This is a genomic window from Limnohabitans simekii (SeqCode) (genome assembly GCF_965234735.1).
Taxonomy (GTDB): domain Bacteria; phylum Pseudomonadota; class Gammaproteobacteria; order Burkholderiales; family Burkholderiaceae_C; genus Limnohabitans; species Limnohabitans simekii.
This window is the reverse complement of record NZ_OZ248543.1, coordinates 315,377-336,087: the sequence shown is the minus strand read 5'-3', so window position 1 is coordinate 336,087 and position 20,711 is coordinate 315,377. Positions and strand designations below refer to the sequence as shown.

Below are 20,711 nucleotides of genomic sequence, written 5' to 3'. Positions count from 1 at the left end.
CCTGCACCTGCGCGTTGCCCCTAAGATGCGGACTGATTTTTCACAGGCGACCCCATGGCCATTTGGACCAAACCCATCAGCATTCAAATCCTCACCGAAAGCCATTACCAAACGGCCTGCGAAAGCCTGGGCATGGAGTTTCTCGAAGTTGGCCCCGATTTCATTCGCGGGCGCCTGCCGGTGGACCACCGCACCCGCCAACCGTATGGCGTGATCCATGGTGGTGCCAGCGTGGTTTTGGCCGAAACCCTGGGTTCTTGCGGCGCTTTTTACTCTTGCCCGGTGGATCACCGTGCCGTGGGTTTGGACATCAACGCCAACCACATCCGCGGTGTGGCCAGCGGTTGGGTCACGGGCATCGCGCGGCCCGTGCACATCGGGCGCAGCACCCAGGTCTGGCAGATCGACATGACGGATGACGAAGGCCGCATCAGCTGCGTGTCGCGCCTGACCATGTCGGTGTTGGCGCCACGTTCAAGGGACACCGCATGACCCCTGACTTGGTCATGCCCTTGCGCCGTGCACCTGCCCTTGGTTGGCTGCTGGCCTGGGGTTTGGTTGTTGGCTACTTGTTCTTGACGACCCCCGGGGCCCGGGCCAACACCCCACAACCCGCGAGCATCCAAGGGACGCCGTCCTTGCCAGCCGACCTGAACAAGCTGGACCAAGCGCTGGTGTTTCGAGCCCAATCGCGTTTTTCGCTTTGGGGCTTTGATGTGTATGACGCCAGCTTGTGGACCGCGCCTGATTTCAATCCCGCCTTCTCTGAGAACCAAAGCTTGGCCTTGGAGTTGCGCTACCTGCGGGATTTTTCCGGGCAAGACATTGCCAAACGCACTGTGCAGGAAATGCGCGGCTTGGCAAGCTTTGGCAAGGCGCAAGAGCAAACATGGATGAAAGAAATGCAGCGGGTTTTTCCAAATGTGCGCAAAGGCGACCGCTTGCTTGGCGTGCACCGCGTGGGTCAATCCGCTGCGTTTTGGCACAACGGAAAGCCTGTGGGTGAAATCGCCGATGCCGAATTTGCGCGGCTTTTTTTCGGTATCTGGCTGTCGCCCAAAACCTCCGCCCCGACTTTGCGCGAAGCCTTGATTGGCAGCAAGCCTTAAATTGGGCCTTCGGCCGCCCCAGAAGCCATGCGCTCGCTTTTCCAATACACATCGTCCCCGCCATCCATGCGGTTGAGCACCCGCGCCAGCACAAACATCAGGTCGGACAAGCGGTTCAAATACTGACGCGGCGTGTCGTTCAGCGCCTCTTCCGCGCCCAGCGCCACCACCGCGCGTTCGGCGCGACGGGCCACGGTGCGGCAAACATGGGCCAATGAAGCCGCGCGGCTGCCCGCCGGCAGAATGAACTCTTGCAGCTTGGGCAAGGCGGCGTTGTGGTCGGCCAAGGCGTGGTCCAGGGCCAACACCGCGTCGGCTTTGAGCAATTCAAAGCCAGGAATGCTCAGCTCGCCACCCAAGTTGAACAACTGGTGCTGCACTTCCACCAGCAAGCTGCGCACACCGTCGGGCATGGCTTCACACAGCAGCACGCCGATGTGGGAATTGAGTTCGTCCACCTCGCCCATGGCGTGGACACGCAAACTGTTTTTGCTGACCCGGCGGTTGTCGCCCAAGCCGGTGGTGCCGTCGTCGCCGGTGCGGGTGGCGATTTGTGTGAGTCGGTTGCCCATGTGTTTTTCCTGTTGATGCGGCATTCTCTCAGGCACCAGCGAACCCCTGTCGCCGCCTCAGATCACCCCTAAAAACACCGCGAGCGCGCGATCGACGTATTGCATTTCTTCGCGGCTCAAGTGCCCAAGCACTGGCCCCAAGCGGGCACGCGACACGGTTTGCGATTTGTCCACCATGATTTGCGAGTCTTTTCGCAAACCGTTGCGCGTATTGGCAGGCAGATTCAGGCGAAACAAAGGCGTGTCCACCGGCTCGCTGGTGATGGGCAATAACGTGATGCTGGGGTGGTCTTGAAACAAATCCGATTGAATGACCAGCGCGGGGCGGGGCTTGCCAAAATCGCCCTGCAATGCGACCGTGATGACATCGCCGCGCTTCACACCCAGCCTGGGGTCAATGCGGCAGCGGCTTCGGCCCAAGCGATGGCTTGCGCCTCGTGCGGGTCTTTCGCCAATAAGCGCGATTGACGCTGGCACTCTTGGGCGAATGCGGCGTTGCGGGTATCGGGCACCCAAATTTGCACCGGCCGCAAGCCATTGGCGCGCAAGGCATCGCGGTGTTTTTGCACCCTGGAGGCGCTGGAAGCGGTCATGGTGGGCTCCTGATTTGTTACATGAAACATGCTAAATCAACTGCGCTGTTTGTTCAAGGCCTTGGTGAATGGATCACGCACCATCAGTCCGCTGAAATGGGCTTGTCCAATTCAGCGTGTCTGTGTTTGAACAGACGCCAAATGGCTGGTGCAGGCCGAATGTCACCCTCAAGACCCTGTGATATTGAATTTTGTTCCTAGAATGCGCCTTCTAGGAGACTTGCCATGAACGCACCCAGCACCGCCCAGCACCTGATGCCCACCGTCACCCAACGCGAGGTGCCGCAAGCCTTGCTGGATGCTTTGAAGCAGCACTTTGCTGAGCGTTGCTCCACCGCCTTGGTGGTGCGCGAACAGCATGGCCGTGACGAGTCCGCCTACACCACGGTGCCCCCGCCCGCAGCGGTGGTGTTTGCTGAAAGCACAGCCGATGTATCTAAAGCGGTGGCCCTGGCCGCAGCGCACGATGTGCCGGTGATTCCCTTTGGTGTCGGCTCTTCTTTGGAAGGCCATTTGCTGGCGGTGCAAGGCGGCATCAGCATCGACGTGTCCCGCATGAACAAGGTTTTGGCCATCAACGCTGAAGACCTGACCGTGACCGTGCAACCCGGCGTCACGCGCAAACAACTCAACGAAGAAATCAAAAGCACGGGCTTGTTTTTCCCGATCGACCCCGGTGCTGATGCCAGCATCGGCGGCATGAGCGCGACCCGCGCCAGCGGCACGAACGCGGTGCGCTACGGCACCATGCGTGAAAACGTGCTGGGTCTGGAAGTCGTCACCGCCAGCGGTGAATTGATACGCACCGGCACCCGCGCCCGCAAGTCCTCGGCGGGTTACGACCTGACGCGTTTGATGGTGGGCAGCGAAGGCACCTTGGGCGTGATCACCGAAGTCACGTTGAAGCTTTACCCACTGCCTGAAGCGGTGTCGGCGGCCACCTGCTCCTTCCCCAGCATCGAAGCGGCGGTGCGCACCACGATTCAAATCATCCAAATGGGCATCCCGATTGCCCGCGTAGAGTTGATTGATGCGAACGCGGTTCGCATGGTGAACAACTATTCAAAGCTGAGCTTGCCCGAACAACCCATGCTGCTGATGGAGTTCCACGGCTCACCCGCCAGCGTGAAAGAGCAGGCCGAAACCGTGCAAGAGATTGCCGCCGACCATGCGGGCCATGCGTTTGAATGGGCCACCACGCCCGAAGAGCGCACCCGCTTGTGGACCGCGCGGCACAACACCTACTTTGCCGGTATCCAAAGCCGCCCGGGTTGCCGCGCCATCAGCACCGACACCTGCGTGCCCATCTCGCGCTTGGCCGATTGCTTGCTCGATTCAGTGGCCGAAGTCGACGCCTCCGGCATCCCGTATTTCTTGGTCGGCCACGTGGGCGATGGCAATTTCCACTTTGGTTATCTGATCGACCCCGACAGCGCCGATGAACGCGCCACCGCCGAGGAACTCAACCACAAGTTGGTGGCACGTGCCCTGGCTTTGGAAGGCACCTGCACCGGCGAGCACGGCATTGGTTTGCACAAAATGGATTTCTTGGTCGCCGAAACCGGCGCGGGTGCGGTGAACATGATGCGCAGCATCAAACACGCCTTGGACCCGAAGAACATCATGAACCCCGGCAAAGTGTTCTTGTACTAAACCGCTCGCACTAAAACCAGCCGACCCCAGCCAAGGTCGCTGGCGTAGCGAACGTTGCCGCTTGCGGCGGTGAGCGGCCGGTGAGCCTTGCTGGGGTCGGCGATCTCACTGTGCGGTGGTTTGTCGCTGGCGTAGCGAACGTTTCCGCTTGCGGCGGTGAGCGGCCGGCGACAGCCCCAACACTAAGCGCTCATGGAAAACAGCGTTCAAACACCATTGGCACCGCGTTCAATGACAACAGTACTGTCAAGCAAACCACTGGAGTGGTTCAAGTCGGACTGCGAGATCAGCACCGACAAATCAGCGCCCTTGAGTTGGTGCAACACCTCAGAAATACGCATGGACAAGGCCGGGGCCACGCCTTCAAAGGGCTCGTCCAACAACAACAAACGCGTACCCACCGCCAAAGCCCGACCCAGCGCCACCAGTTTTTGCTGACCGCCCGAGAGCAACAAGGCACGACGCTGCGCCATGTCTTGCAGCTCGGGCAGCACTTGGTAGACAAAGTTCATGCGCTCTTGCAGCTGCAAGGTTTTGCTGACCCACAAAGGGATGAGCATGTTTTCTTCGACCGTGAGCTCGGGCACCAAGCCACGGTCTTCCGGCATGTAGCCGATGCCCAAACCAGCGCGGGCCTCGGGCGGCAAGGCGCTCAACGGTTGGCCATCAAAATGAATTTGCCCTTGGCGCAACGGCAAGTGCCCCATGATGCTGCGCAGGGTGCTGGTTTTGCCCGCGCCATTGCGCCCGACCAAACCCACCATGTGGCCGGTGGGCACTTGCATGGAAAAGCCACGCAGCACTTGGGCCGAGGCAATGTCCACATGCAGATCTTGCAACTCAAGCATCGCGTTCACCTGTGACGTAACGGCGCACATCGGCATTGGCCAGCGCCACCGAGGGCACATCGTCGGCAATGATGCGGCCACTGTAAAAAGCAATCACGCGTTGGCAATAGCGGCTGACGATGTCCATGTCGTGCTCGACAAACAAAGCGGTGAGGGCTTGACCCTCCAGGGCCTGCATCACCGTGTCCATCATTGGGAACTTTTCTTCGGCCGCCACACCGCTGGTGGGCTCGTCCAGCAACAAGAGTTTGGGCGAGCCCATCATGGCCAAGGCGATGTCCACCAACTTGCGCACACCGCCTGGCAACTCGGCCACCAAGCGATGGCGATGTATCAGCAAATTGAAGCGTTGCAACACGGCCTCGGCGCGATCGCGTGAGGCCGCGCTGTGCGCGGGCCGCCACCAAGAGAGTTGGTTGTCGTGCGTGGTTTGCGCGACCAACATGTTGTCCAGCACACTCATGCTGGCGTAAAGCTGTGGAATTTGAAACGACCGCGCCACACCCAAGCGGGTGATGTCGCGCGGCGTCATGCCAATGATGTTGTGCCCATCCAAGGCAATTTGTCCGGCGTCGGGTTGGATGTAGCCGGTGATCATGTTCACAAAGGTGGTTTTGCCCGCGCCGTTGCTGCCAATCAGGCTGATGCGTTCACCCGCTTGGATGTTGATGTCCAGGTCTTGGGCCGCGACCACCGCGCCAAACTTTTTTTGCACGCCTTGTGCACTCAGCAGCCAGCTCATGAGGCGTCCTCCGGCGATTTGCTGCGCCACAGCGAGCCCAGGCCTTGCGGCAAAAAGCGGATCACCAAGAGCAAAAACAAACCGAGTGCGAACTGCCAAGTGGTGGGGAAATAAGCGCTGGAAAACGAGCGCACCACCTCCAACACCGCCGACGACAACATGACGGCCAAAACACTGTGGCTGCCCGCCAAGATGGCGACAAACACATACTCACCCGAGGTGGTCCAGTAGCTGAAGTTGGGGTCGATGTGGCCCAGCGCCATCACAGCCAAGGCGCCGCCCATGCCCGCCAAAAACGCGGCCACGACAAAATTGATGGCCATGGTTTGCGCCACCGACCCGCCCATGTACTCGACCCGCAATTCGTTGTCGCGGATGGCGCGTGTGACCAAGCCCCGCGTGGAAGCGAAAAACACCTTCGCCCAAACCAGCGACACGGCAGCAAAACACAGGGTGACCGCCAGCAAGGTGTAGCTGACCGCCGCATCCGGGAGCGCTTGGCCCAGCAACGTGACGCGGCCCATGTTGATGCCATCGGAGCCGCCCAAGGATTCTGTTTTCACCAAAATGCCATAACCGACCATGGAGAGCGCCAAGGTGAGCATGGAGAAAAAGATGCCACGGTACCGCGCCAACAAGGGCGCAAACGGGGCAGTGATCAGCATGGCGCAGACACCCCCCAACAAGGGCAACAGCAGCGCGTCGGTCCATTGGAAATGCTCAAACACCAAGGCCGCGGTGTAGCCGCCCAAAGCCGCCATCAGGCCTTGACCAAAGGCCACGACACCGCCGCGCATCAAGATGACCAAGCCCAGCGACACCAAACCATTGGCCATCGCCATGGTCAACATGAACTGCAGCCACTTGGGCAGGAAAAAACCTGCGCCCAAACAGCCGAGCAAGACCACCAATGCAGTGAACAAGAGTTTGCCCATGGCTTAAATCTTTCGGGCTTGGATGCGCTGGAACAAGCCTTCTGGTCTGAACATCAAGACCAGTGCCATGACCACATAGACTGAAAACAACTCGGCCACTGGCATCAGGTGCACCGCCATGGCGCGGGCCAAGCCGACGATGAGCGCACCAATGGCCGCACCTTCGATGCTGCCCAAGCCGCCGATGATGACCACCGCAAACGAGATGATGATGACGCCGACCGACACGCCCGGTTGCACCGAGATCATGGGCGCGGTGAACGCGCCGCCGAGTGCCGCCAAAAAGATGCCAATGGCGAAGGCCACCATGTAAACACGCGACACCTTGATGCCCATGCTGGAGGCGATTTCGGAGCTGTGGATGACGGCGGTCACGATCTTGCCAAAACGGGTGCGGTTCAAGCCCCACCAAACCAGGCCACCGACCAACACCGCCAAGGCCACCAGCAGCAGGTCGTAACCCACATAGCTTTGGCTGCCCATGTCGATGTTGCCAAACAGGGCATAGGGTTCGGACACGTAGTAGGGGTTGGCGCCCCAAATCAGTTTGGTGATGTCTTCCAACATCAGGAACATGGCGTAGGTGACCAGCACCAACAGCACTTCATCCCGGCCGTAAAAAAACCGCAGCAAGCCGCGCTCGGTGAGGGGCGCGACCAAAGCAGCCAACACCACCGCGGCCAACAACATGGCCAGCAAGGAGAAATACGGCGGCAGGTTCCAGTCGGTGGCCAAGGCCACGGCTGAAGCGGCCATATAGGCCCCCAGCGCGTAAAAACTGCCGTGCGCGATGTTCAAAATTTTGAGCACGCCAAACACCAGCGTGAGGCCCAAAGCCACGATGAACAGCCAGGAGGCATAGCTCAGGCCATCCACCAAAATCGTCAATGCAAGTTGCATAAAGAGATGATCAGTTGGAGTTGTGGCTGCTTATTTGCACTTGGCACCGGCAAAACCCGACTTCAACCAGTCTTCGGATTTCACATTCAGCGGCGGGTTCACGCATTCGGCGTCAAAGCGTTGGATGTCTTCGAGCAGGACCATTTTTTTCTGTTCATTCCATTTGGTGCGGCCAATCGCCGCGTCTTGGATGGCTTGTTGGCCATTGGAGAGCGCCATGCGGATTTTGCCGGCCGGTGACATCCATTCGCTACCACGCAAAGAAGCAGCCAGCATTTCGGTGCTGGGCTTTTTTCCGTTGTTTTGCGCCATGGCTTTTTCAGCGGCGAGCTTCAAGCCCATGAGGGCTTGCGCCATGCGGTAGGGGGCTTGCACCGGGTAAACGTTGTAGGCCTTGCTGTAGGTGTCCCACCACCAGGTGTTCAGGGGTGAAGGTGGGGCCATCAAACCATAAGCACCGCGCGCACCCAAGATGGTGCCGTCGGGCATTTTCTGGCCCAAACCGGGCAACACATGGTCACCAGCGCTCAACACGACTTGTGATTTTTTGAACAAGCCGCGTGGTCCGGCTTGCAAGATGAAGGCTTGCAAGTCGCCGCCCCACAAACTGGAGTGGGTCAGGTCTGCGGGCTTGGACATCAGGGCTGAAATTTCGGTGCCGTATTGGCCCGCGCCAAACTTGGGCAACTGGTCCACCCCGGACTTGGCGTCCGGATAGAGATTAGCCATGGACAAAATAAAGTCTTTGCGGGAGTCTTGACCCCAAGCGTAGTCTTGGTTGATCAGGTTGAAGTTTTTCACTGGCACTTTGCGGGCTTTCAAGTACCGCGCCAAGGCCACGTTGTCCATGGTGGCATGGGCCGCCGTGCGAAACACATAGCGAAAGTTGTTGTCTTCGAAAATACGCGGTGTGCCGCAGTCATAGAGAATGAGGAATTTTTTCAGCTCTTCAGCCACGGGGGCCACCGCCAAGCAGTCGCCCGAGCCCACATAGCCGACCACCACATCCACTTTCTCGCGCTCATACAAGTTGCGCAACTCTTGCACTTGTTTGGTCGCACCACCGGCCTCGTCCACATACACGACTTCGATGGGCATGCCGCCAATGCCTGGCTTGTTGTAGGGGGCGGGCGCCTGGCCTTTGTTGAAGGCTTCGATCAAGACCTTGGCACCGTTGACCGCAGGAATGCCAAAACTCTCTGCCGCTTGGCCCGATAAAAAGCTGACGATACCGATCTTGAAGGTTTCTTGGGCGTGGCCCACGCTGCCCATGAGGCCCAAGGCCAGCACGGCGGCGCTGTGACGCCAAAAACGACGAGCGGGAAAGTTCATGAAAAAAGCTCCTGAATAGCGATGGTCTGGTGCAAACGGTTGGCTGGCAAGCCGCCAACTTTACAAGCTGTAAGGATACCCCGCGCCGCCTGCGGGCTTGGGCGGTGTAAACACTAGCCGCGCAATTTCTCGATCAAGCCATTCAAGGCGTCGAGCGAACCAAAGTCGATGGCGATCTCGCCCATTTGCTCGACGCGGCCATGGCGCTTGACTTGTTTTTTCACACGGATTTCCACTTGGGCGGTCAGCAAGTCGGACAACTCTTCTTCCAAGCGTTTCAAGTCGCGGGCTTTTTCTTTTTTGGGTTTTTGCGTCACCAAAGAAAAATCGGCGCCGATTTTTTTCACCAAACTTTCGGCCTCGCGCACCGACATTTTTTTCGCCGCGATTTGGTTCGCCGCGGTGATTTGCGCGGCCCGGTCCAGGCTCAGCAAGGCGCGTGCATGGCCCATGTCGAGGTCGCCCGCCATCAGCATGGTTTGCACCGGCTCGGCCAAGTTCAAGAGGCGCAGCAAATTGCTGGCGGCACTGCGCGAGCGGCCCACCGCCTGCGCGGCTTGCTCGTGGGTCAGGCCAAATTCCTTGATCAGGCGCTGCATGCCCTGCGCTTCTTCCAGCGGGTTCAGGTCTTCGCGCTGCATGTTTTCAATCAGCGCCATGGCGGCGGCGGCTTGATCGGGCACGTCGCGCACCAGCACCGGCACCTCGCTCAAACCGGCGAGTTTGGAGGCACGGAAACGCCGCTCACCGGCGATGATTTCGTACTTGCCAGCGTTCTCGCCGCTGGCCAACAGGCGCACCAAAATCGGTTGCATCACGCCTTGCGCCTTGATGCTTTCGGCGAGTTCGTACAACGCGCCCTCGTCCATGCGGGTGCGCGGCTGGTAGATACCGGCCACCATTTGGTCCAGGCTCAAGGTGGCAGGAGGGCGCTCACTCTCGGCCAATTGCACAGATTCATTGGCTGTGGGGCCAAGCAATGCTTCCAGGCCGCGGCCCAAGCCTTTGATTTTTTTGGTTGCCATGGGGTTCTCTTCAAAGCGGCTCAGCCGCTGTCATTAAAAGTTTTTGAATCGTTCGGTGAGTTCTTTGGCGAAGTCGATGAAGGCCTGGCTGCCTTTGGCGGCCGGATCAAACACCACGCCGGGCAAACCGTAGCTGGGCGCTTCGGCCAAACGCACGTTGCGGGGAATCAGGGTGTTGAACACCTTGTCGCCAAAGTGGGACTTCAGTTGATCGCTCACCTGTTGTTGCAAGGTGATGCGCGGGTCGAACATGACGCGCAACAGGCCGATGATTTTCAAGTCGTTGTTCAGGTTGGCATGCACCTGTTTGATGGTGTTGACCAAGTCGGTCAGGCCTTCCAAGGCGAAATACTCGCACTGCATCGGCACGATCACGCCATGCGCTGCGCACAGGCCGTTCAAGGTCAGCATGGAGAGCGACGGCGGGCAATCGATCAGCACCACGTCGTAATCGTTGTTCACTTTGACCAGTGCCGCTTTCAAACGTTTTTCGCGCAACTCCAGGTTCACCAACTCGACCTCGGCACCGGCCAAATCCCGGTTCGCACCCAGCACATGGTAGGTGGCCAGGCCCGGCTTGGCAGCAGCTTCGCCCCACACACTGGGGGTACGGGCCTGCGCGATGTCGGTCTCACCCAGCAGCACGTCATACACCGAGTGCTTGAGTTGGCGCTTGTCCACGCCCGAGCCCATGGTGGCATTGCCCTGCGGGTCCAGGTCGACCATCAAGACGCGCTGGCCGATGGCGGCCAAGGCCGCGGCCAGGTTGATCGTGGTGGTGGTTTTGCCGACCCCACCTTTTTGATTGGCGACACAAAAGATTTTCGTCATGTTTGTTTACTTCTGAAAAATGAGACGCAGGCCAAAGCCGACCAAGACCACGCCAGCGAGTTTTTGCAACCACGGCCCGAGCCAGGGATGCCGCTGCATGCGGCTGCGCAAACGGCTGGCCAACACGGTGAGCACCAGACTGTACAAAAACGTGAGTGCGGCGATGGTGACGGCCATGACACCAAAGGTCAGCAACGTGGGCGGCTGCTGGCTATCGACAAACAGCGGGAAAAACGCCATATAAAACACGATTGCTTTGGGGTTGAGCAAGGTGATGAAAAACGATTGGCGGAAAAACCGGCCCGAGGACATGTCTAAGAGCGGCGCGTCGCCTGGTTTGGCCGTGACCATGCGCACGCCCAGGTAGGCTAAATAGAGCGCACCCAGCCATTGGATGACGCCGAACCACATCGGGCTGGCCAACAGCAGCGCCGACAAACCCGCGACCGCCGCCCACATCAGCAACTGGTCACCGGCCATGATGCCCAAGGCCGCGACCAGCCCGCCGCGCAGCCCGGCTTGCGCGGTCGAGGTCAGCAAAGCCAGGTTGCCGGGGCCGGGGATCGCCAAAAAGATGATGACTGCACCGACGAAGGTCGGGTAGTCGGAAATGCCAAACATGGGGGCCTTGTGGTGTGCAGGGGGAGCAGAGTGTAACTGCGGCGGCTGTCGGCGGGCTGTTTCACGTGAAACATCTGCCGAACAATTGGGGTCAGATTCCAATTATTCTTTAGCTTGCAGAACATGGTGGGTCGGCTGCGTAGCGAACGTTGCAGCTTTGCTGCGGTGAGCGGCGTTTGAGCCCAGCGCGGCGGGCAAGTCGCCGTGAATTGATCAGGCTCTGACCCCCAGGCCGTGCGGCTATGAACCGTATTTCTTGGTTGGCAGGTGATACAAGATTTCGGCAAATCGTTGAATTTATGTATCATCAAACCGCCCGCGAGCCCCGTCCCTGCTGACCACCCCCTCAAAATAAGGGGTTCTGGCGGCCTCCAAAAACCACCTCTGCTTGACCGATGTGAATTAATTGGAATCTAACCCCAATTGTTCATGACCCCAATAACTAGGCCTGCCGCATCCACACCACACATCGCTGCGCCTCCAAGCCCGGCACCTGCAACAGCTGCACCTCGTCAACCCGCAAACCCGGTGGCAGCGCGGCGAGCTCTTCATCCGGCACCCTGCCCTTCATCGCCATCCAGACACCGCCCGGCTTCAAGGCTGCAGCGGACCAAGTTGTGAAGTCGGCCAAGGAAGCAAACGCGCGGGAACAGACCAGGTCATAGCACTCGGCCAAATCCTCCACCCGCGCATGGATGCCGCGCAAATTGTGCAGGCCCAAGCTGTGCGCCGCGGTCTGAATGAATGCCGCTTTTTTGGCCACGGTGTCCACCGCGCTCACTTGCCACTGCGGGCAGGCCACGGCCAAGACCACTGCTGGCAGGCCGCCGCCCGCGCCCACGTCCAGCACGGTTTGCAGCGCGGGCAGCCGCGCTTTCAAGGGTTGCACCACGGCCAAACAATCCAGCAGATGTTGGGTCAGCATTTGCGCCGGGTCGCGCACGGCAGTGAGGTTGTAGACCTTGTTCCACTTGCCCAGCAGGTCCAGATAGTCCAAGAGTTGTTGCTGCTGCGCCGGGCTCAAGGCCAGGCCGAGTTGGTTCAAGCCCTCAGAAAGCGCCCCCGCCAACGGGTGGCTCACACCGACGCCTCGGTTTTTTCAGGGGCAAAACCGCCATAGCGAGCACGCCGCAAATGGATCAGCAACAAGGAAATGGCCGCTGGGGTGACGCCCGAAATGCGCGACGCTTGGCCCAGGGTTTCGGGCCGGTGCTTGTCCAGCTTTTGCCGCACCTCGATGCTGAGGGCTGGAATCGCCAGGTAGTCCAGGCTGGGCGGCAACGGCAGTTGTTCATAGTGGGCGGCGCGGGCCACCTCCTCGCGCTGGCGGTCGATGTAGCCCGAGTACTTGGCGGCGATGTCCACCTGCTCGATCACTGTTTCACGTGAAACATCGTCCAGCGCGGCCAAGTCAAAGCTGGCAAAGCGCCCACCATCCAGGCTCATCAGGGCGTCATAGCTCACATCCGGGCGGCGCAGCAAATCAGCCAAGCTGTGTTCATGGCTGATGGCCTTGCCCAAGACCCGCTCGGATTCGGTCGCCGCCAAATTGGCCGGGCTGACCCAGGTGGCCGCCAAGCGCTGTGTTTCACGTGAAACAGCATCCCGTTTTCGGCAGAAGCTGTCCCACTGGGCGTCGCCCACCAAGCCCAGCTCGCGCCCTTTGTCGGTCAGGCGGGCGTCGGCATTGTCCTCGCGCAATTGCAGCCGAAACTCGGCGCGGCTGGTGAACATGCGGTAGGGCTCGATCACGCCTTGGCTGACCAAGTCATCCACCAACACGCCAAGGTAGGCTTGGTCCCGCCCCGGTGTCCAAGCTTCTTGACCACGCACTTGCAATGCCGCATTCAGGCCAGCGTACAAACCTTGGGCGGCCGCTTCTTCATAGCCGGTGGTGCCATTGATTTGCCCGGCGAAAAACAGCCCGTCGATTTGTTTGGTTTCGAAGCTGCGCTTGAGTTCGCGCGGGTCGAAATAGTCGTACTCGATGGCGTAGCCCGGGCGCAAGATGTGGGCGTTTTCCAAACCCTTCATGGAGCGCACCAAGTCGTACTGCACGTCAAACGGCAGGCTGGTGGATATGCCGTTGGGGTAGTACTCGTGGGTGGTCAGGCCCTCGGGTTCCAGGAAAATTTGGTGGCTGGCTTTGTCGGCAAAGCGGTTGACCTTGTCTTCCACACTCGGGCAATAGCGCGGCCCCACCCCTTCGATTTGGCCAGTGAACATCGGGCTGCGGTCAAAACCTGAGCGGATGATGTCGTGGGTGCGTTCGTTGGTGTGGGTGATCCAGCAGGCCATTTGCTGCGGGTGCATCTCACGGTGGCCGCGAAAACTGAACACCGGCATCTCGGGCGATTCACCGCCAGGCATGCCGTCCCCCGGTTGTTCCAGGCATTGGCTGAAGTCGATGGTGCGCCCGTCCAAGCGTGGTGGCGTGCCAGTTTTCAGGCGGCCTTGCGGCAGCTTCAGTTCTTTCAAACGCGCCGACAAGCGCACCGCGGGCGGGTCGCCTGCACGACCAGCCGAGTGGTTTTGCAAGCCCACATGGATCTTGCCGTCCAAAAATGTACCCGCCGTTAATACAACCGCCTTGGCAACGAAGCGCACACCCACTTGCGTGACAGCGCCCGCCACCCTTGAGCCTTCGATCATCAAGTCGTCCACCGCCTGCTGAAACAACCAGAGGTTCGGTTGGTTTTCGAGTTGATGCCGGATGGCGGCTTTGTACAAAATCCGATCCGCCTGGGCGCGGGTGGCCCGCACTGCGGGGCCCTTGGAGCGGTTCAGGATGCGAAATTGAATGCCCGCCGCATCCGTAGCCAGCGCCATAGCACCGCCCAAAGCATCCACCTCTCTCACCAAATGGCCTTTGCCAATGCCGCCAATGGATGGGTTGCAACTCATCTGCCCCAGCGTCTCGATGTTGTGGCTCAGCAGCAGGGTGCGGCAGCCCATGCGGGCGCTTGCCAGCGCCGCTTCGGTGCCAGCATGGCCGCCGCCAACCACAATCACATCAAACTGCTCGGGGTAAAGCATCAGTCGCCTTTGTAAACCGCACATTTTAAGTGGCACACCTGTTGCGCAGACAGTGACACAATCCATACCAACATTTCAAAAAACCCGGAGACCACAATGCACATCCCTTCCATGAAAGAACTGGTGAGTGAAGAAGAATGGACGCTGCGCTGCGAGCTCGCCGCCGCCTACCGCTTGGTGGCCATGTACGGCTGGAGCGATTTGGTGTTCACCCACATCAGCCTGCGTTTGCCCGACAGCATCACCGGTGGCCAAGCGCAGTTCTTGATCAACCCCTATGGTTTGATGTTCGATGAAATCACCGCGTCCAGCTTGGTGAAAATCGACATGGACTGCAACAAACTCCTGCCCACCGAATTCCCTGTGAACCCCGCGGGTTTCACCATCCACAGCGCCATCCACGCGGTGCGCCACGACGCCCATTGCGTGATGCACACCCACACCAAAGCCGGTGTGGCCGTCAGCGCGCTTGAATCCGGCTTGTTGCCCATCAGCCAGCAATCCACCTTTGTGGTGAACAACGTGGCCTACCACGACTATGAAGGGTTGGCTTTGCGTGGCGACGAGATTCCGCGCTTGCAAGCCGACTTGGGCGAAAAGAAATATTTGATTCTGCGCAACCATGGCTTGCTGACCACCGGCAAGAGCGCGACCGACGCTTTCTTGAACATGTACATCTTCGAATCGGCGTGCCAAATTCAAATCGCCGCGCAAGCCTGCGGCCCTTTGGTCATGATCCCAAGCAGCATCACGGACAACATGGCCGAGGTGATGAAAACCGCCACCGCCGGTCAAGGCGCAGGCATTGCGTGGCCTGCCCTGATTCGCAAACTCGATCGCACCGACAGCAGCTACCGCACCTGATCAGCTTGGCGCCAAGACCGGGCGACTTGATGCGAGGCGCCCTGCCAATGGCCGCTTGATCAGACGTCGATGTTGGCCGCGCGCAGCGCGTTGCTCTCGATGAAGATGCGCCGTGGCTCGACCTCGTCACCCATCAGCATGGTGAAGACGCGGTCGGCTTCGATCGCATCGTCAATTTGCACGCGCAGCAAACGACGCACCGCTGGGTCCATGGTGGTTTCCCACAGTTGCTCGGGGTTCATCTCGCCCAAGCCTTTGTAGCGCTGACGCGCGGTGGCGTTTTCGGCTTGCACGATCAACCACTTCATGGCTTGGCGGAAATCAGAGACGCGCTCTTCTTTGCGACGCTCGCCTTCACCACGCTCGACACGTGCACCCTCGCCCAGCAATCCTCGAAAGGTGTTGGCCGCTTCGGCCAGTGCCGCGTAGTCGGCGCCGTGCACAAAGTCTTGGGTGATGACGCTGCTCTTCACATTGCCATGGTGGTGGCGGCTCAAACGCAGAATCGGTTTGTCGGTGCGCACATCAAACTCGGCGGCCACTTCCGAGCCGCTGCCCAACTCGCGCAATTTGACTTGCAGCGCAGCCGCCGATGCTTGGGCTTGCTCTAAGCTGTCCAAGTTCAAAGAAACACCATCGGCCATGCCACGCAAAGCCTCGGCGTCCATGATGCTGCTCAGGCGCGAGATGACCGCTTCGGCCAACTGGTGTTTGCGGGCCAGCTCGGCCAAAGTCTCGCCCGTGAGTGTCTGCGGGTTGCTGCCACCGGTGTGCAGCGTGGCATCCTTCAAAGCGACTTTCAAGAGGAACAAGTCCAAGGCGAGTTGGTCTTTGATGTACTGCTCTTCTTTGCCCACCTTCACTTTGTACAAAGGTGGTTGCGCGATGTAGATGTGACCGCGCTCAACCAACTCGGGCATTTGACGGTAGAAGAAAGTGAGCAACAGGGTGCGGATGTGGGCGCCGTCCACGTCGGCATCGGTCATGATGATGATGCGGTGGTAGCGCAGTTTGTCGATGTTGAAATCGTCTGTGCCCGACTTGCCCGACTCGGCGCTCACCTTGCCAATGCCCGTGCCCAGTGCGGTGATGAGTGTGAGAATTTCATTGCTGGTCAAAAGCTTTTCGTAACGCGCTTTTTCCACGTTCAAAATTTTGCCGCGCAACGGCAAAATGGCTTGGAATTTGCGGTCACGCCCTTGCTTGGCCGAACCACCCGCCGAGTCACCCTCGACGATGTAAATCTCGCACAGGGCCGGGTCTTTTTCTTGGCAATCGGCCAGCTTGCCAGGCAGGCCCATGCCATCGAGCACGCCTTTGCGGCGCGTCATCTCACGCGCTTTGCGGGCCGCTTCACGCGCCCGCGCAGCATCAATGATCTTGCCGCAAATCATCTTGGCGTCATTCGGGCGCTCTTGCAAATAGTCGCCCAAGACCTTGCCCACAATGTCTTCCACTGGGGCGCGTACTTCGCTGGACACCAGCTTGTCTTTGGTTTGGCTCGAGAATTTTGGCTCGGGCACTTTCACCGACAACACGCAACACAGCCCCTCGCGCATGTCGTCGCCGGTCACTTCCACCTTGGCTTTTTTCGCCAGGTCGTGCTCTTCAATGTATTTGTTGATGACACGCGTCATCGCGGCACGCAGGCCGGTCAGGTGGGTGCCACCATCACGTTGTGGGATGTTGTTGGTGAAGCACAGCACGCTCTCGTTGTAGCCGTCGTTCCACTGCATGGCCACTTCCACACCAATGTGGGTGCCAGGAATACCGCCATAGGTTTCGGCAGGGCGCTCGCCTTCGGCGTAAAACGCGTTCGGGTGCAAAATTTTCTTGCCCGAGTTGATGAACTGCACAAAACCCGCCACACCGCCTGCGCCCGAGTAGTCGTCGTTCTTGCCGGTGCGCTCGTCCATCAAGCGGATGCGCACACCGTTGTTCAGGTAGCTCAGTTCGCGCAAGCGCTTGCTCAGGATTTCATAATGAAAATCATGGTTTGAGGTGAAGATGTCGGTGTCGGGCAAGAAATGCACTTCGGTGCCGCGCTTGTCGGTGTCGCCGGTGATGCGCATGGGCGACACTTCAACACCATCCACCACGTCAATCAAGCGGTTTTGCACAAAGCCTTTGGCAAACTCGATGGTGTGCACCTTGCCATCGCGTCGCACCACCAGGCGCAACCACTTGGAGAGCGCATTCACGCACGACACACCCACGCCGTGCAAACCACCGGAAACCTTGTAGCTGTTTTGGTTGAACTTGCCGCCCGCGTGCAGTTCGGTGAGCGCAATTTCGGAGGCACTGCGCTTGGGCTCGTGCTTGTCGTCCATCTTCACGCCGGTAGGAATACCGCGGCCGTTGTCGGTGACGCTGATGGAATTGTCGGAATGGATGGTGACCACGATGTCGTCGCAATGACCAGCCAGCGCTTCGTCAATCGAGTTGTCCACCACCTCAAACACCAAATGGTGCAAACCGGTGCCGTCCGAGGTGTCGCCGATATACATGCCCGGGCGTTTGCGGACCGCTTCCAAACCCTCCAAGATCTGAATCGAACTCTCACCGTAGGCTTGGTCCGCTCCGGCTGCAGGCGTTGCGTCGTCTTGGGGTTCAGTGTTGCTGTTACTCATAGTCACCATTCATCACGCGCGAAAGCACGAAAACTCACATCAAGGGGAAACAAAAAAACGTGCATTAAATGCGCATGGGCATGACAACGTATTTGAAGAAGGCATTGTCTGGAATCGTGACCAACACCGAGCTGTTGGAATCGGCCAGGTCCATGCGAACCATGTCGTCCGTCATGTTGGTCAACACATCGATCAAGTAGGTGACATTGAAACCAATTTCAATGTTGTCACCGGCATAGTCGATTTCAATCTCATCCACCGCTTCCTCTTGCTCGGCGTTGCTGGAGGCCACGCGCAACAACCCGGGTTCGAGGTTGATGCGCACACCTTTGAACTTGTCGCTGGTGAGAATCGCTGTGCGTTGCAGTGTGGCGAGCAAGGCCGTGCGTCCCAGGGTGATGGTGTTTTTATGGCTCTTGGGGATGACGCGGTTGTAGTCGGGGAACTTGCCCTCGACCAACTTGGTGACAAATTCTTTGCCATCGAACGTGAACCGCGCTTGGTTGCTGGCGAATTGCATTTGAATATCGCCTTCTTTGTCGGACAACAAACGCAGCAACTCCAACACGGTTTTGCGCGGCAAAATAACTTCCTGCTTAGGTACTTCAACTTCCAACGTGGCCGATGTGAAGGCCAAGCGATGCCCATCAGTGGCCACCAAGCTGAGTTGCTTGCCTTCGGCGACAAACAAAATACCGTTCAGGTAGTAGCGGATGTCGTGCACCGCCATGGAAAACGAAATTTGTTGCAACAAGGTTTTCAGCGTTTTTTGCGGAATACTGAACACGGGGCCAAAGCTGGTGGACTCTTGCACCAAAGGGAAATCTTCGGCGGGCAAGGTCTGCAACGTGAAACGACTTTTGCCACTTTTGAGCAACAACTTGTTTTGGCTCGACTCCAAACTCACGGTTTGATCAGCCGGCATCGAACGCAAAATATCAATGAGTTTGCGCGCACCGACAGTGGTGCTGAAACTTCCGCTGTCACCACCCAAAGAAGCTTCGGTGCGGATTTGAATTTCCAGGTCGCTGGTGGTCAATTGCAAATCACCGCCCGTTTTGCGAATCATCACATTGGCCAAGATCGGCAAAGTGTGGCGACGCTCGACGATGCCTGCAACGGACTGCAACGCGGCCAGAATGTGCTCTTGGGTGGCTTTCAAGACAATCATGTCATCCTCTTCTTCATTTCTTTATATTTCAATAGTGGTAGTAGATAAGCAAGACCAACTTCTGTGGACAAGGCTATTTTCTACTGTGATTTCAACAACTTGGGGCCTGCCAAACATTGTTTGTAAGCCAGCAGATTGCAGCGGCTTGGATATGAACAACTTTGGAAAACAGGCCGTCCATGTGGATAAGTCATGGCTTGTGCCAGAACAATACACAGGGTTTGGACCACACAAAAGCATTCTTTATCCTTTCAGTGTTTGTTCCAGCACATGGAGTTGCTGGTTGAGTTCACTGACAGTTTGCCGCTCAGCAGAAATTTTGCGCACCGCATGCAGCACCGTGGTGTGGTCACGGCCGCCAAACAATTCACCGATTTCGGGCAGGCTTTTTTGCGTGAGTTCTTTGGCCAGGTACATGGCAATTTGACGAGGACGGGCAATCGAGGCGGGGCGTTTCTTGGAATACATGTCGGCGACTTTGATTTTGTAATAGTCGGCCACGGTTTTTTGGATATTTTCAACTGAAATTTGGCGGTTCTGGATGGACAACAAGTCGCGCAAAGCGTCTCGGGCCAATTGAATGGACACTTCTTTTTGGTTGAAGCGCGAATAGGCCAAAATTTTACGCAATGCGCCTTCGAGCTCGCGCACATTAGAGCGCACGTTTTTAGCCACGAAAAAGGCCACTTCTTCGGGCATTTCCGAGCCCTCAGAACGGGCTTTGTTGATCAGAATGGCCACCCGCATTTCCAACTCCGGGGGTTCAATCGCCACCGTGAGCCCAGAATCAAACCGGGAGACCAAGCGTTCATGGATGTCAGCCAAACCCTTTGGATACGTGTCGCTGGTCATCACTATATGTGACTTCTTGGCTAAAAGTGCTTCGAAAGCATTGAAAAACTCTTCCTGTGTTCGGTCTTTATTGGCAAAAAACTGAACATCATCGATCAGCAGCAAGTCAAGTGAGTGGTAATGGTGCTTGAACTCGTCAAAAGTTTTGCGTTGATAAGCCTTAACCACATCCGAAACAAATTGTTCGGCATGAATGTATAAAACCTTGGCATCGGGCCTGTTTTGCAGCAGTTGGTTGCCAACAGCATGCATCAAATGGGTTTTACCCAGACCCACACCGCCATAGATAAACAAGGGGTTGTAAAGCTGGCCAGGCACATTGGCCACATGCATGGCTGCCGCACGGGCCATCCGGTTGGCAGTGCCTTCAACCAGCGTGTCAAAGCACAGGCTGCTGTTGAGGCGGTTCTTGAAACCATTGAGGCCATTGTCAGCCATGGCCGCAGGGGCAAAACCAAGACTCATCTCTTCGGTTTCTTGCGCAGAACGGCTGAAAGCCTGACGTGGCGGAGGTTCTTTGGCCGCCAAGATGAAATCGAGCTGGATGTTTTGACCATACAGCTGGGACAAAAGCGCGGAAATCCTGCTGGCGTATTGGGCGCGAATCCAATCCAGTTTGAAACGGTTGCCCACCACCACGCTGACCTTGGCAAAGTCTTCCGAAACAATCGCTTGCAGCGGTTTGATCCAGGTATTGAATTGCTGCTGGGGCAATTCTTGCGCCAATTGATCGATGCAGGTCTGCCACAAAGCTTGCCCGGCGTCAGTGTGCTCGGGGCTCAGATCCATGTCTTGCTCGCAGACCAGATTAAACTGTGGATAGATTTGATTTGAAGGCGCATTTGGGGTACTTTATCAAAAATTTATCCACAGAATTGAAAAAACGCAGGTCGGCGCGTGAAAATGGCGATCACAAATTAGAAATGACAAGCTGTTAACCGGACAAGGGCTTGAAAAATAGGGATAATCTACGGTTTCCCCATTTCAAGCAGAGATA

General features: G+C 58.0%; 20 protein-coding genes. 4 read left to right on the top strand and 16 right to left on the bottom strand.

What is annotated here, in order from left to right; translation table 11 throughout:
- Positions 1 to 54 precede the first annotated feature (54 nt).
- The gene (locus tag AC8GFP_RS10530) at positions 55 to 492 is read left to right on the top strand and encodes a hotdog fold thioesterase (protein ID WP_506612944.1); all 438 of its coding nucleotides are present in this window, start codon (positions 55 to 57) and stop codon (positions 490 to 492) included.
- Positions 489 to 1,109 carry a chalcone isomerase family protein gene (locus tag AC8GFP_RS10525; protein ID WP_506612942.1) on the top strand — a complete coding sequence of 207 codons (621 nt, stop codon included), beginning with the start codon at positions 489 to 491 and terminating at the stop codon, positions 1,107 to 1,109. The genes AC8GFP_RS10530 and AC8GFP_RS10525 overlap by 4 nt, the downstream gene beginning before the upstream one ends.
- On the opposite strand, the gene AC8GFP_RS10520 is transcribed toward AC8GFP_RS10525, so the two are convergent.
- From AC8GFP_RS10520 to AC8GFP_RS10510, 3 genes are read right to left on the bottom strand one after another with little or no spacing between them, the layout of a single operon-like run.
- Complete coding sequence (locus AC8GFP_RS10520) at positions 1,106 to 1,681, bottom strand: cob(I)yrinic acid a,c-diamide adenosyltransferase (protein WP_506612941.1); 576 nt, start codon at positions 1,679 to 1,681, stop codon at positions 1,106 to 1,108. The genes AC8GFP_RS10525 and AC8GFP_RS10520 overlap by 4 nt on opposite strands.
- 57 nt (positions 1,682 to 1,738) lie before the next feature.
- On the bottom strand, positions 1,739 to 2,062 hold the full coding sequence (locus tag AC8GFP_RS10515) for a type II toxin-antitoxin system PemK/MazF family toxin (RefSeq protein WP_506612939.1): 324 nt from the start codon (positions 2,060 to 2,062) through the stop codon (positions 1,739 to 1,741).
- The gene (locus AC8GFP_RS10510; protein ID WP_506612937.1) at positions 2,059 to 2,274 is read right to left on the bottom strand and encodes an antitoxin MazE family protein; all 216 of its coding nucleotides are present in this window, start codon (positions 2,272 to 2,274) and stop codon (positions 2,059 to 2,061) included. Before AC8GFP_RS10510 ends, AC8GFP_RS10515 begins: the two co-directional genes overlap by 4 nt.
- A gap of 225 nt (positions 2,275 to 2,499) precedes the next feature.
- On the opposite strand from AC8GFP_RS10510, the gene AC8GFP_RS10505 reads away from it, so the two are divergent.
- Positions 2,500 to 3,927, top strand: a complete 1,428-nt coding sequence (locus tag AC8GFP_RS10505; RefSeq protein WP_506612935.1) for an FAD-binding oxidoreductase — start codon at positions 2,500 to 2,502, stop codon at positions 3,925 to 3,927.
- 206 nt (positions 3,928 to 4,133) lie between these two features.
- Here the strand turns inward: AC8GFP_RS10505 and AC8GFP_RS10500 are convergent, their stop codons facing one another.
- The 10 genes from AC8GFP_RS10500 to mnmG form a co-directional block, all read right to left on the bottom strand.
- A complete protein-coding gene (locus tag AC8GFP_RS10500) occupies positions 4,134 to 4,775 on the bottom strand; it encodes an ABC transporter ATP-binding protein (RefSeq protein WP_506612933.1) in 642 nt (213 codons plus the stop codon).
- Positions 4,768 to 5,517, bottom strand: a complete 750-nt coding sequence (locus AC8GFP_RS10495; protein WP_506612931.1) for an ABC transporter ATP-binding protein — start codon at positions 5,515 to 5,517, stop codon at positions 4,768 to 4,770. Before AC8GFP_RS10495 ends, AC8GFP_RS10500 begins: the two co-directional genes overlap by 8 nt.
- A complete protein-coding gene (locus tag AC8GFP_RS10490) occupies positions 5,514 to 6,452 on the bottom strand; it encodes a branched-chain amino acid ABC transporter permease (protein ID WP_506612929.1) in 939 nt (312 codons plus the stop codon). The genes AC8GFP_RS10495 and AC8GFP_RS10490 overlap by 4 nt, the downstream gene beginning before the upstream one ends.
- Positions 6,453 to 6,455: 3 nt before the next feature.
- Positions 6,456 to 7,352, bottom strand: coding sequence for a branched-chain amino acid ABC transporter permease (locus tag AC8GFP_RS10485; RefSeq protein WP_506612927.1), 897 nt, complete (start codon positions 7,350 to 7,352; stop codon positions 6,456 to 6,458).
- A gap of 30 nt (positions 7,353 to 7,382) precedes the next feature.
- A complete protein-coding gene (locus AC8GFP_RS10480) occupies positions 7,383 to 8,684 on the bottom strand; it encodes an ABC transporter substrate-binding protein (protein ID WP_506612925.1) in 1,302 nt (433 codons plus the stop codon).
- Positions 8,685 to 8,797: 113 nt separating this feature from the next.
- Positions 8,798 to 9,709: a ParB/RepB/Spo0J family partition protein gene (locus tag AC8GFP_RS10475; protein ID WP_506612923.1), complete on the bottom strand. Its 912-nt coding sequence runs from the start codon at positions 9,707 to 9,709 to the stop codon at positions 8,798 to 8,800.
- 33 nt (positions 9,710 to 9,742) lie between these two features.
- Positions 9,743 to 10,540, bottom strand: coding sequence for a ParA family protein (locus tag AC8GFP_RS10470; RefSeq protein ID WP_506612921.1), 798 nt, complete (start codon positions 10,538 to 10,540; stop codon positions 9,743 to 9,745).
- A 6-nt stretch (positions 10,541 to 10,546) separates the two neighbouring features.
- Entirely contained in the window at positions 10,547 to 11,161 is a 615-nt protein-coding gene (locus tag AC8GFP_RS10465; protein WP_506612919.1) for a LysE family translocator, read from the bottom strand.
- 442 nt (positions 11,162 to 11,603) lie between these two features.
- The gene (gene rsmG / locus AC8GFP_RS10460) at positions 11,604 to 12,242 is read right to left on the bottom strand and encodes a 16S rRNA (guanine(527)-N(7))-methyltransferase RsmG (protein WP_506612917.1); all 639 of its coding nucleotides are present in this window, start codon (positions 12,240 to 12,242) and stop codon (positions 11,604 to 11,606) included.
- Positions 12,239 to 14,197, bottom strand: a complete 1,959-nt coding sequence (mnmG, locus tag AC8GFP_RS10455) for a tRNA uridine-5-carboxymethylaminomethyl(34) synthesis enzyme MnmG (protein ID WP_506612915.1) — start codon at positions 14,195 to 14,197, stop codon at positions 12,239 to 12,241. The genes rsmG and mnmG overlap by 4 nt, the downstream gene beginning before the upstream one ends.
- Before the next feature lie 96 nt (positions 14,198 to 14,293).
- Between mnmG and AC8GFP_RS10450 the strand changes: the two genes are divergently transcribed.
- Complete coding sequence (locus tag AC8GFP_RS10450; RefSeq protein WP_506612914.1) at positions 14,294 to 15,061, top strand: class II aldolase/adducin family protein; 768 nt, start codon at positions 14,294 to 14,296, stop codon at positions 15,059 to 15,061.
- 59 nt (positions 15,062 to 15,120) lie between these two features.
- Here AC8GFP_RS10450 and gyrB read toward each other — a convergent pair whose 3' ends face one another.
- From gyrB to dnaA, 3 genes are all read right to left on the bottom strand, one after another.
- The gene (gene gyrB / locus AC8GFP_RS10445) at positions 15,121 to 17,700 is read right to left on the bottom strand and encodes a DNA topoisomerase (ATP-hydrolyzing) subunit B (protein ID WP_506612912.1); all 2,580 of its coding nucleotides are present in this window, start codon (positions 17,698 to 17,700) and stop codon (positions 15,121 to 15,123) included.
- A 55-nt stretch (positions 17,701 to 17,755) separates the two neighbouring features.
- Positions 17,756 to 18,862, bottom strand: a complete 1,107-nt coding sequence (gene dnaN / locus AC8GFP_RS10440) for a DNA polymerase III subunit beta (protein ID WP_506612910.1) — start codon at positions 18,860 to 18,862, stop codon at positions 17,756 to 17,758.
- Positions 18,863 to 19,105: 243 nt separating this feature from the next.
- A complete protein-coding gene (dnaA, locus tag AC8GFP_RS10435; protein ID WP_506612908.1) occupies positions 19,106 to 20,503 on the bottom strand; it encodes a chromosomal replication initiator protein DnaA in 1,398 nt (465 codons plus the stop codon).
- Between the last annotated feature and the right edge of the window lie 208 nt (positions 20,504 to 20,711).

Bases quoted from the DNA above. Each gene is read 5' to 3' on its own strand.
- AC8GFP_RS10530 (WP_506612944.1), top strand. From the start codon at position 55: ATGGCCATTTGGACCAAACCCATCAGCATTCAAATCCTCACCGAAAGC.
- AC8GFP_RS10525 (WP_506612942.1), top strand. From the start codon at position 489: ATGACCCCTGACTTGGTCATGCCCTTGCGCCGTGCACCTGCCCTTGGT.
- AC8GFP_RS10520 (WP_506612941.1), bottom strand. From the start codon at position 1,681: ATGGGCAACCGACTCACACAAATCGCCACCCGCACCGGCGACGACGGC.
- AC8GFP_RS10510 (WP_506612937.1), bottom strand. From the start codon at position 2,274: ATGACCGCTTCCAGCGCCTCCAGGGTGCAAAAACACCGCGATGCCTTG.
- AC8GFP_RS10505 (WP_506612935.1), top strand. From the start codon at position 2,500: ATGAACGCACCCAGCACCGCCCAGCACCTGATGCCCACCGTCACCCAA.
- AC8GFP_RS10500 (WP_506612933.1), bottom strand. From the start codon at position 4,775: ATGCTTGAGTTGCAAGATCTGCATGTGGACATTGCCTCGGCCCAAGTG.
- AC8GFP_RS10495 (WP_506612931.1), bottom strand. From the start codon at position 5,517: ATGAGCTGGCTGCTGAGTGCACAAGGCGTGCAAAAAAAGTTTGGCGCG.
- AC8GFP_RS10490 (WP_506612929.1), bottom strand. From the start codon at position 6,452: ATGGGCAAACTCTTGTTCACTGCATTGGTGGTCTTGCTCGGCTGTTTG.
- AC8GFP_RS10485 (WP_506612927.1), bottom strand. From the start codon at position 7,352: ATGCAACTTGCATTGACGATTTTGGTGGATGGCCTGAGCTATGCCTCC.
- AC8GFP_RS10480 (WP_506612925.1), bottom strand. From the start codon at position 8,684: ATGAACTTTCCCGCTCGTCGTTTTTGGCGTCACAGCGCCGCCGTGCTG.
- AC8GFP_RS10475 (WP_506612923.1), bottom strand. From the start codon at position 9,709: ATGGCAACCAAAAAAATCAAAGGCTTGGGCCGCGGCCTGGAAGCATTG.
- AC8GFP_RS10470 (WP_506612921.1), bottom strand. From the start codon at position 10,540: ATGACGAAAATCTTTTGTGTCGCCAATCAAAAAGGTGGGGTCGGCAAA.
- AC8GFP_RS10465 (WP_506612919.1), bottom strand. From the start codon at position 11,161: ATGTTTGGCATTTCCGACTACCCGACCTTCGTCGGTGCAGTCATCATC.
- mnmG (WP_506612915.1), bottom strand. From the start codon at position 14,197: ATGCTTTACCCCGAGCAGTTTGATGTGATTGTGGTTGGCGGCGGCCAT.
- AC8GFP_RS10450 (WP_506612914.1), top strand. From the start codon at position 14,294: ATGCACATCCCTTCCATGAAAGAACTGGTGAGTGAAGAAGAATGGACG.
- gyrB (WP_506612912.1), bottom strand. From the start codon at position 17,700: ATGGTGACTATGAGTAACAGCAACACTGAACCCCAAGACGACGCAACG.
- dnaN (WP_506612910.1), bottom strand. From the start codon at position 18,862: ATGATTGTCTTGAAAGCCACCCAAGAGCACATTCTGGCCGCGTTGCAG.
- dnaA (WP_506612908.1), bottom strand. From the start codon at position 20,503: ATGGATCTGAGCCCCGAGCACACTGACGCCGGGCAAGCTTTGTGGCAG.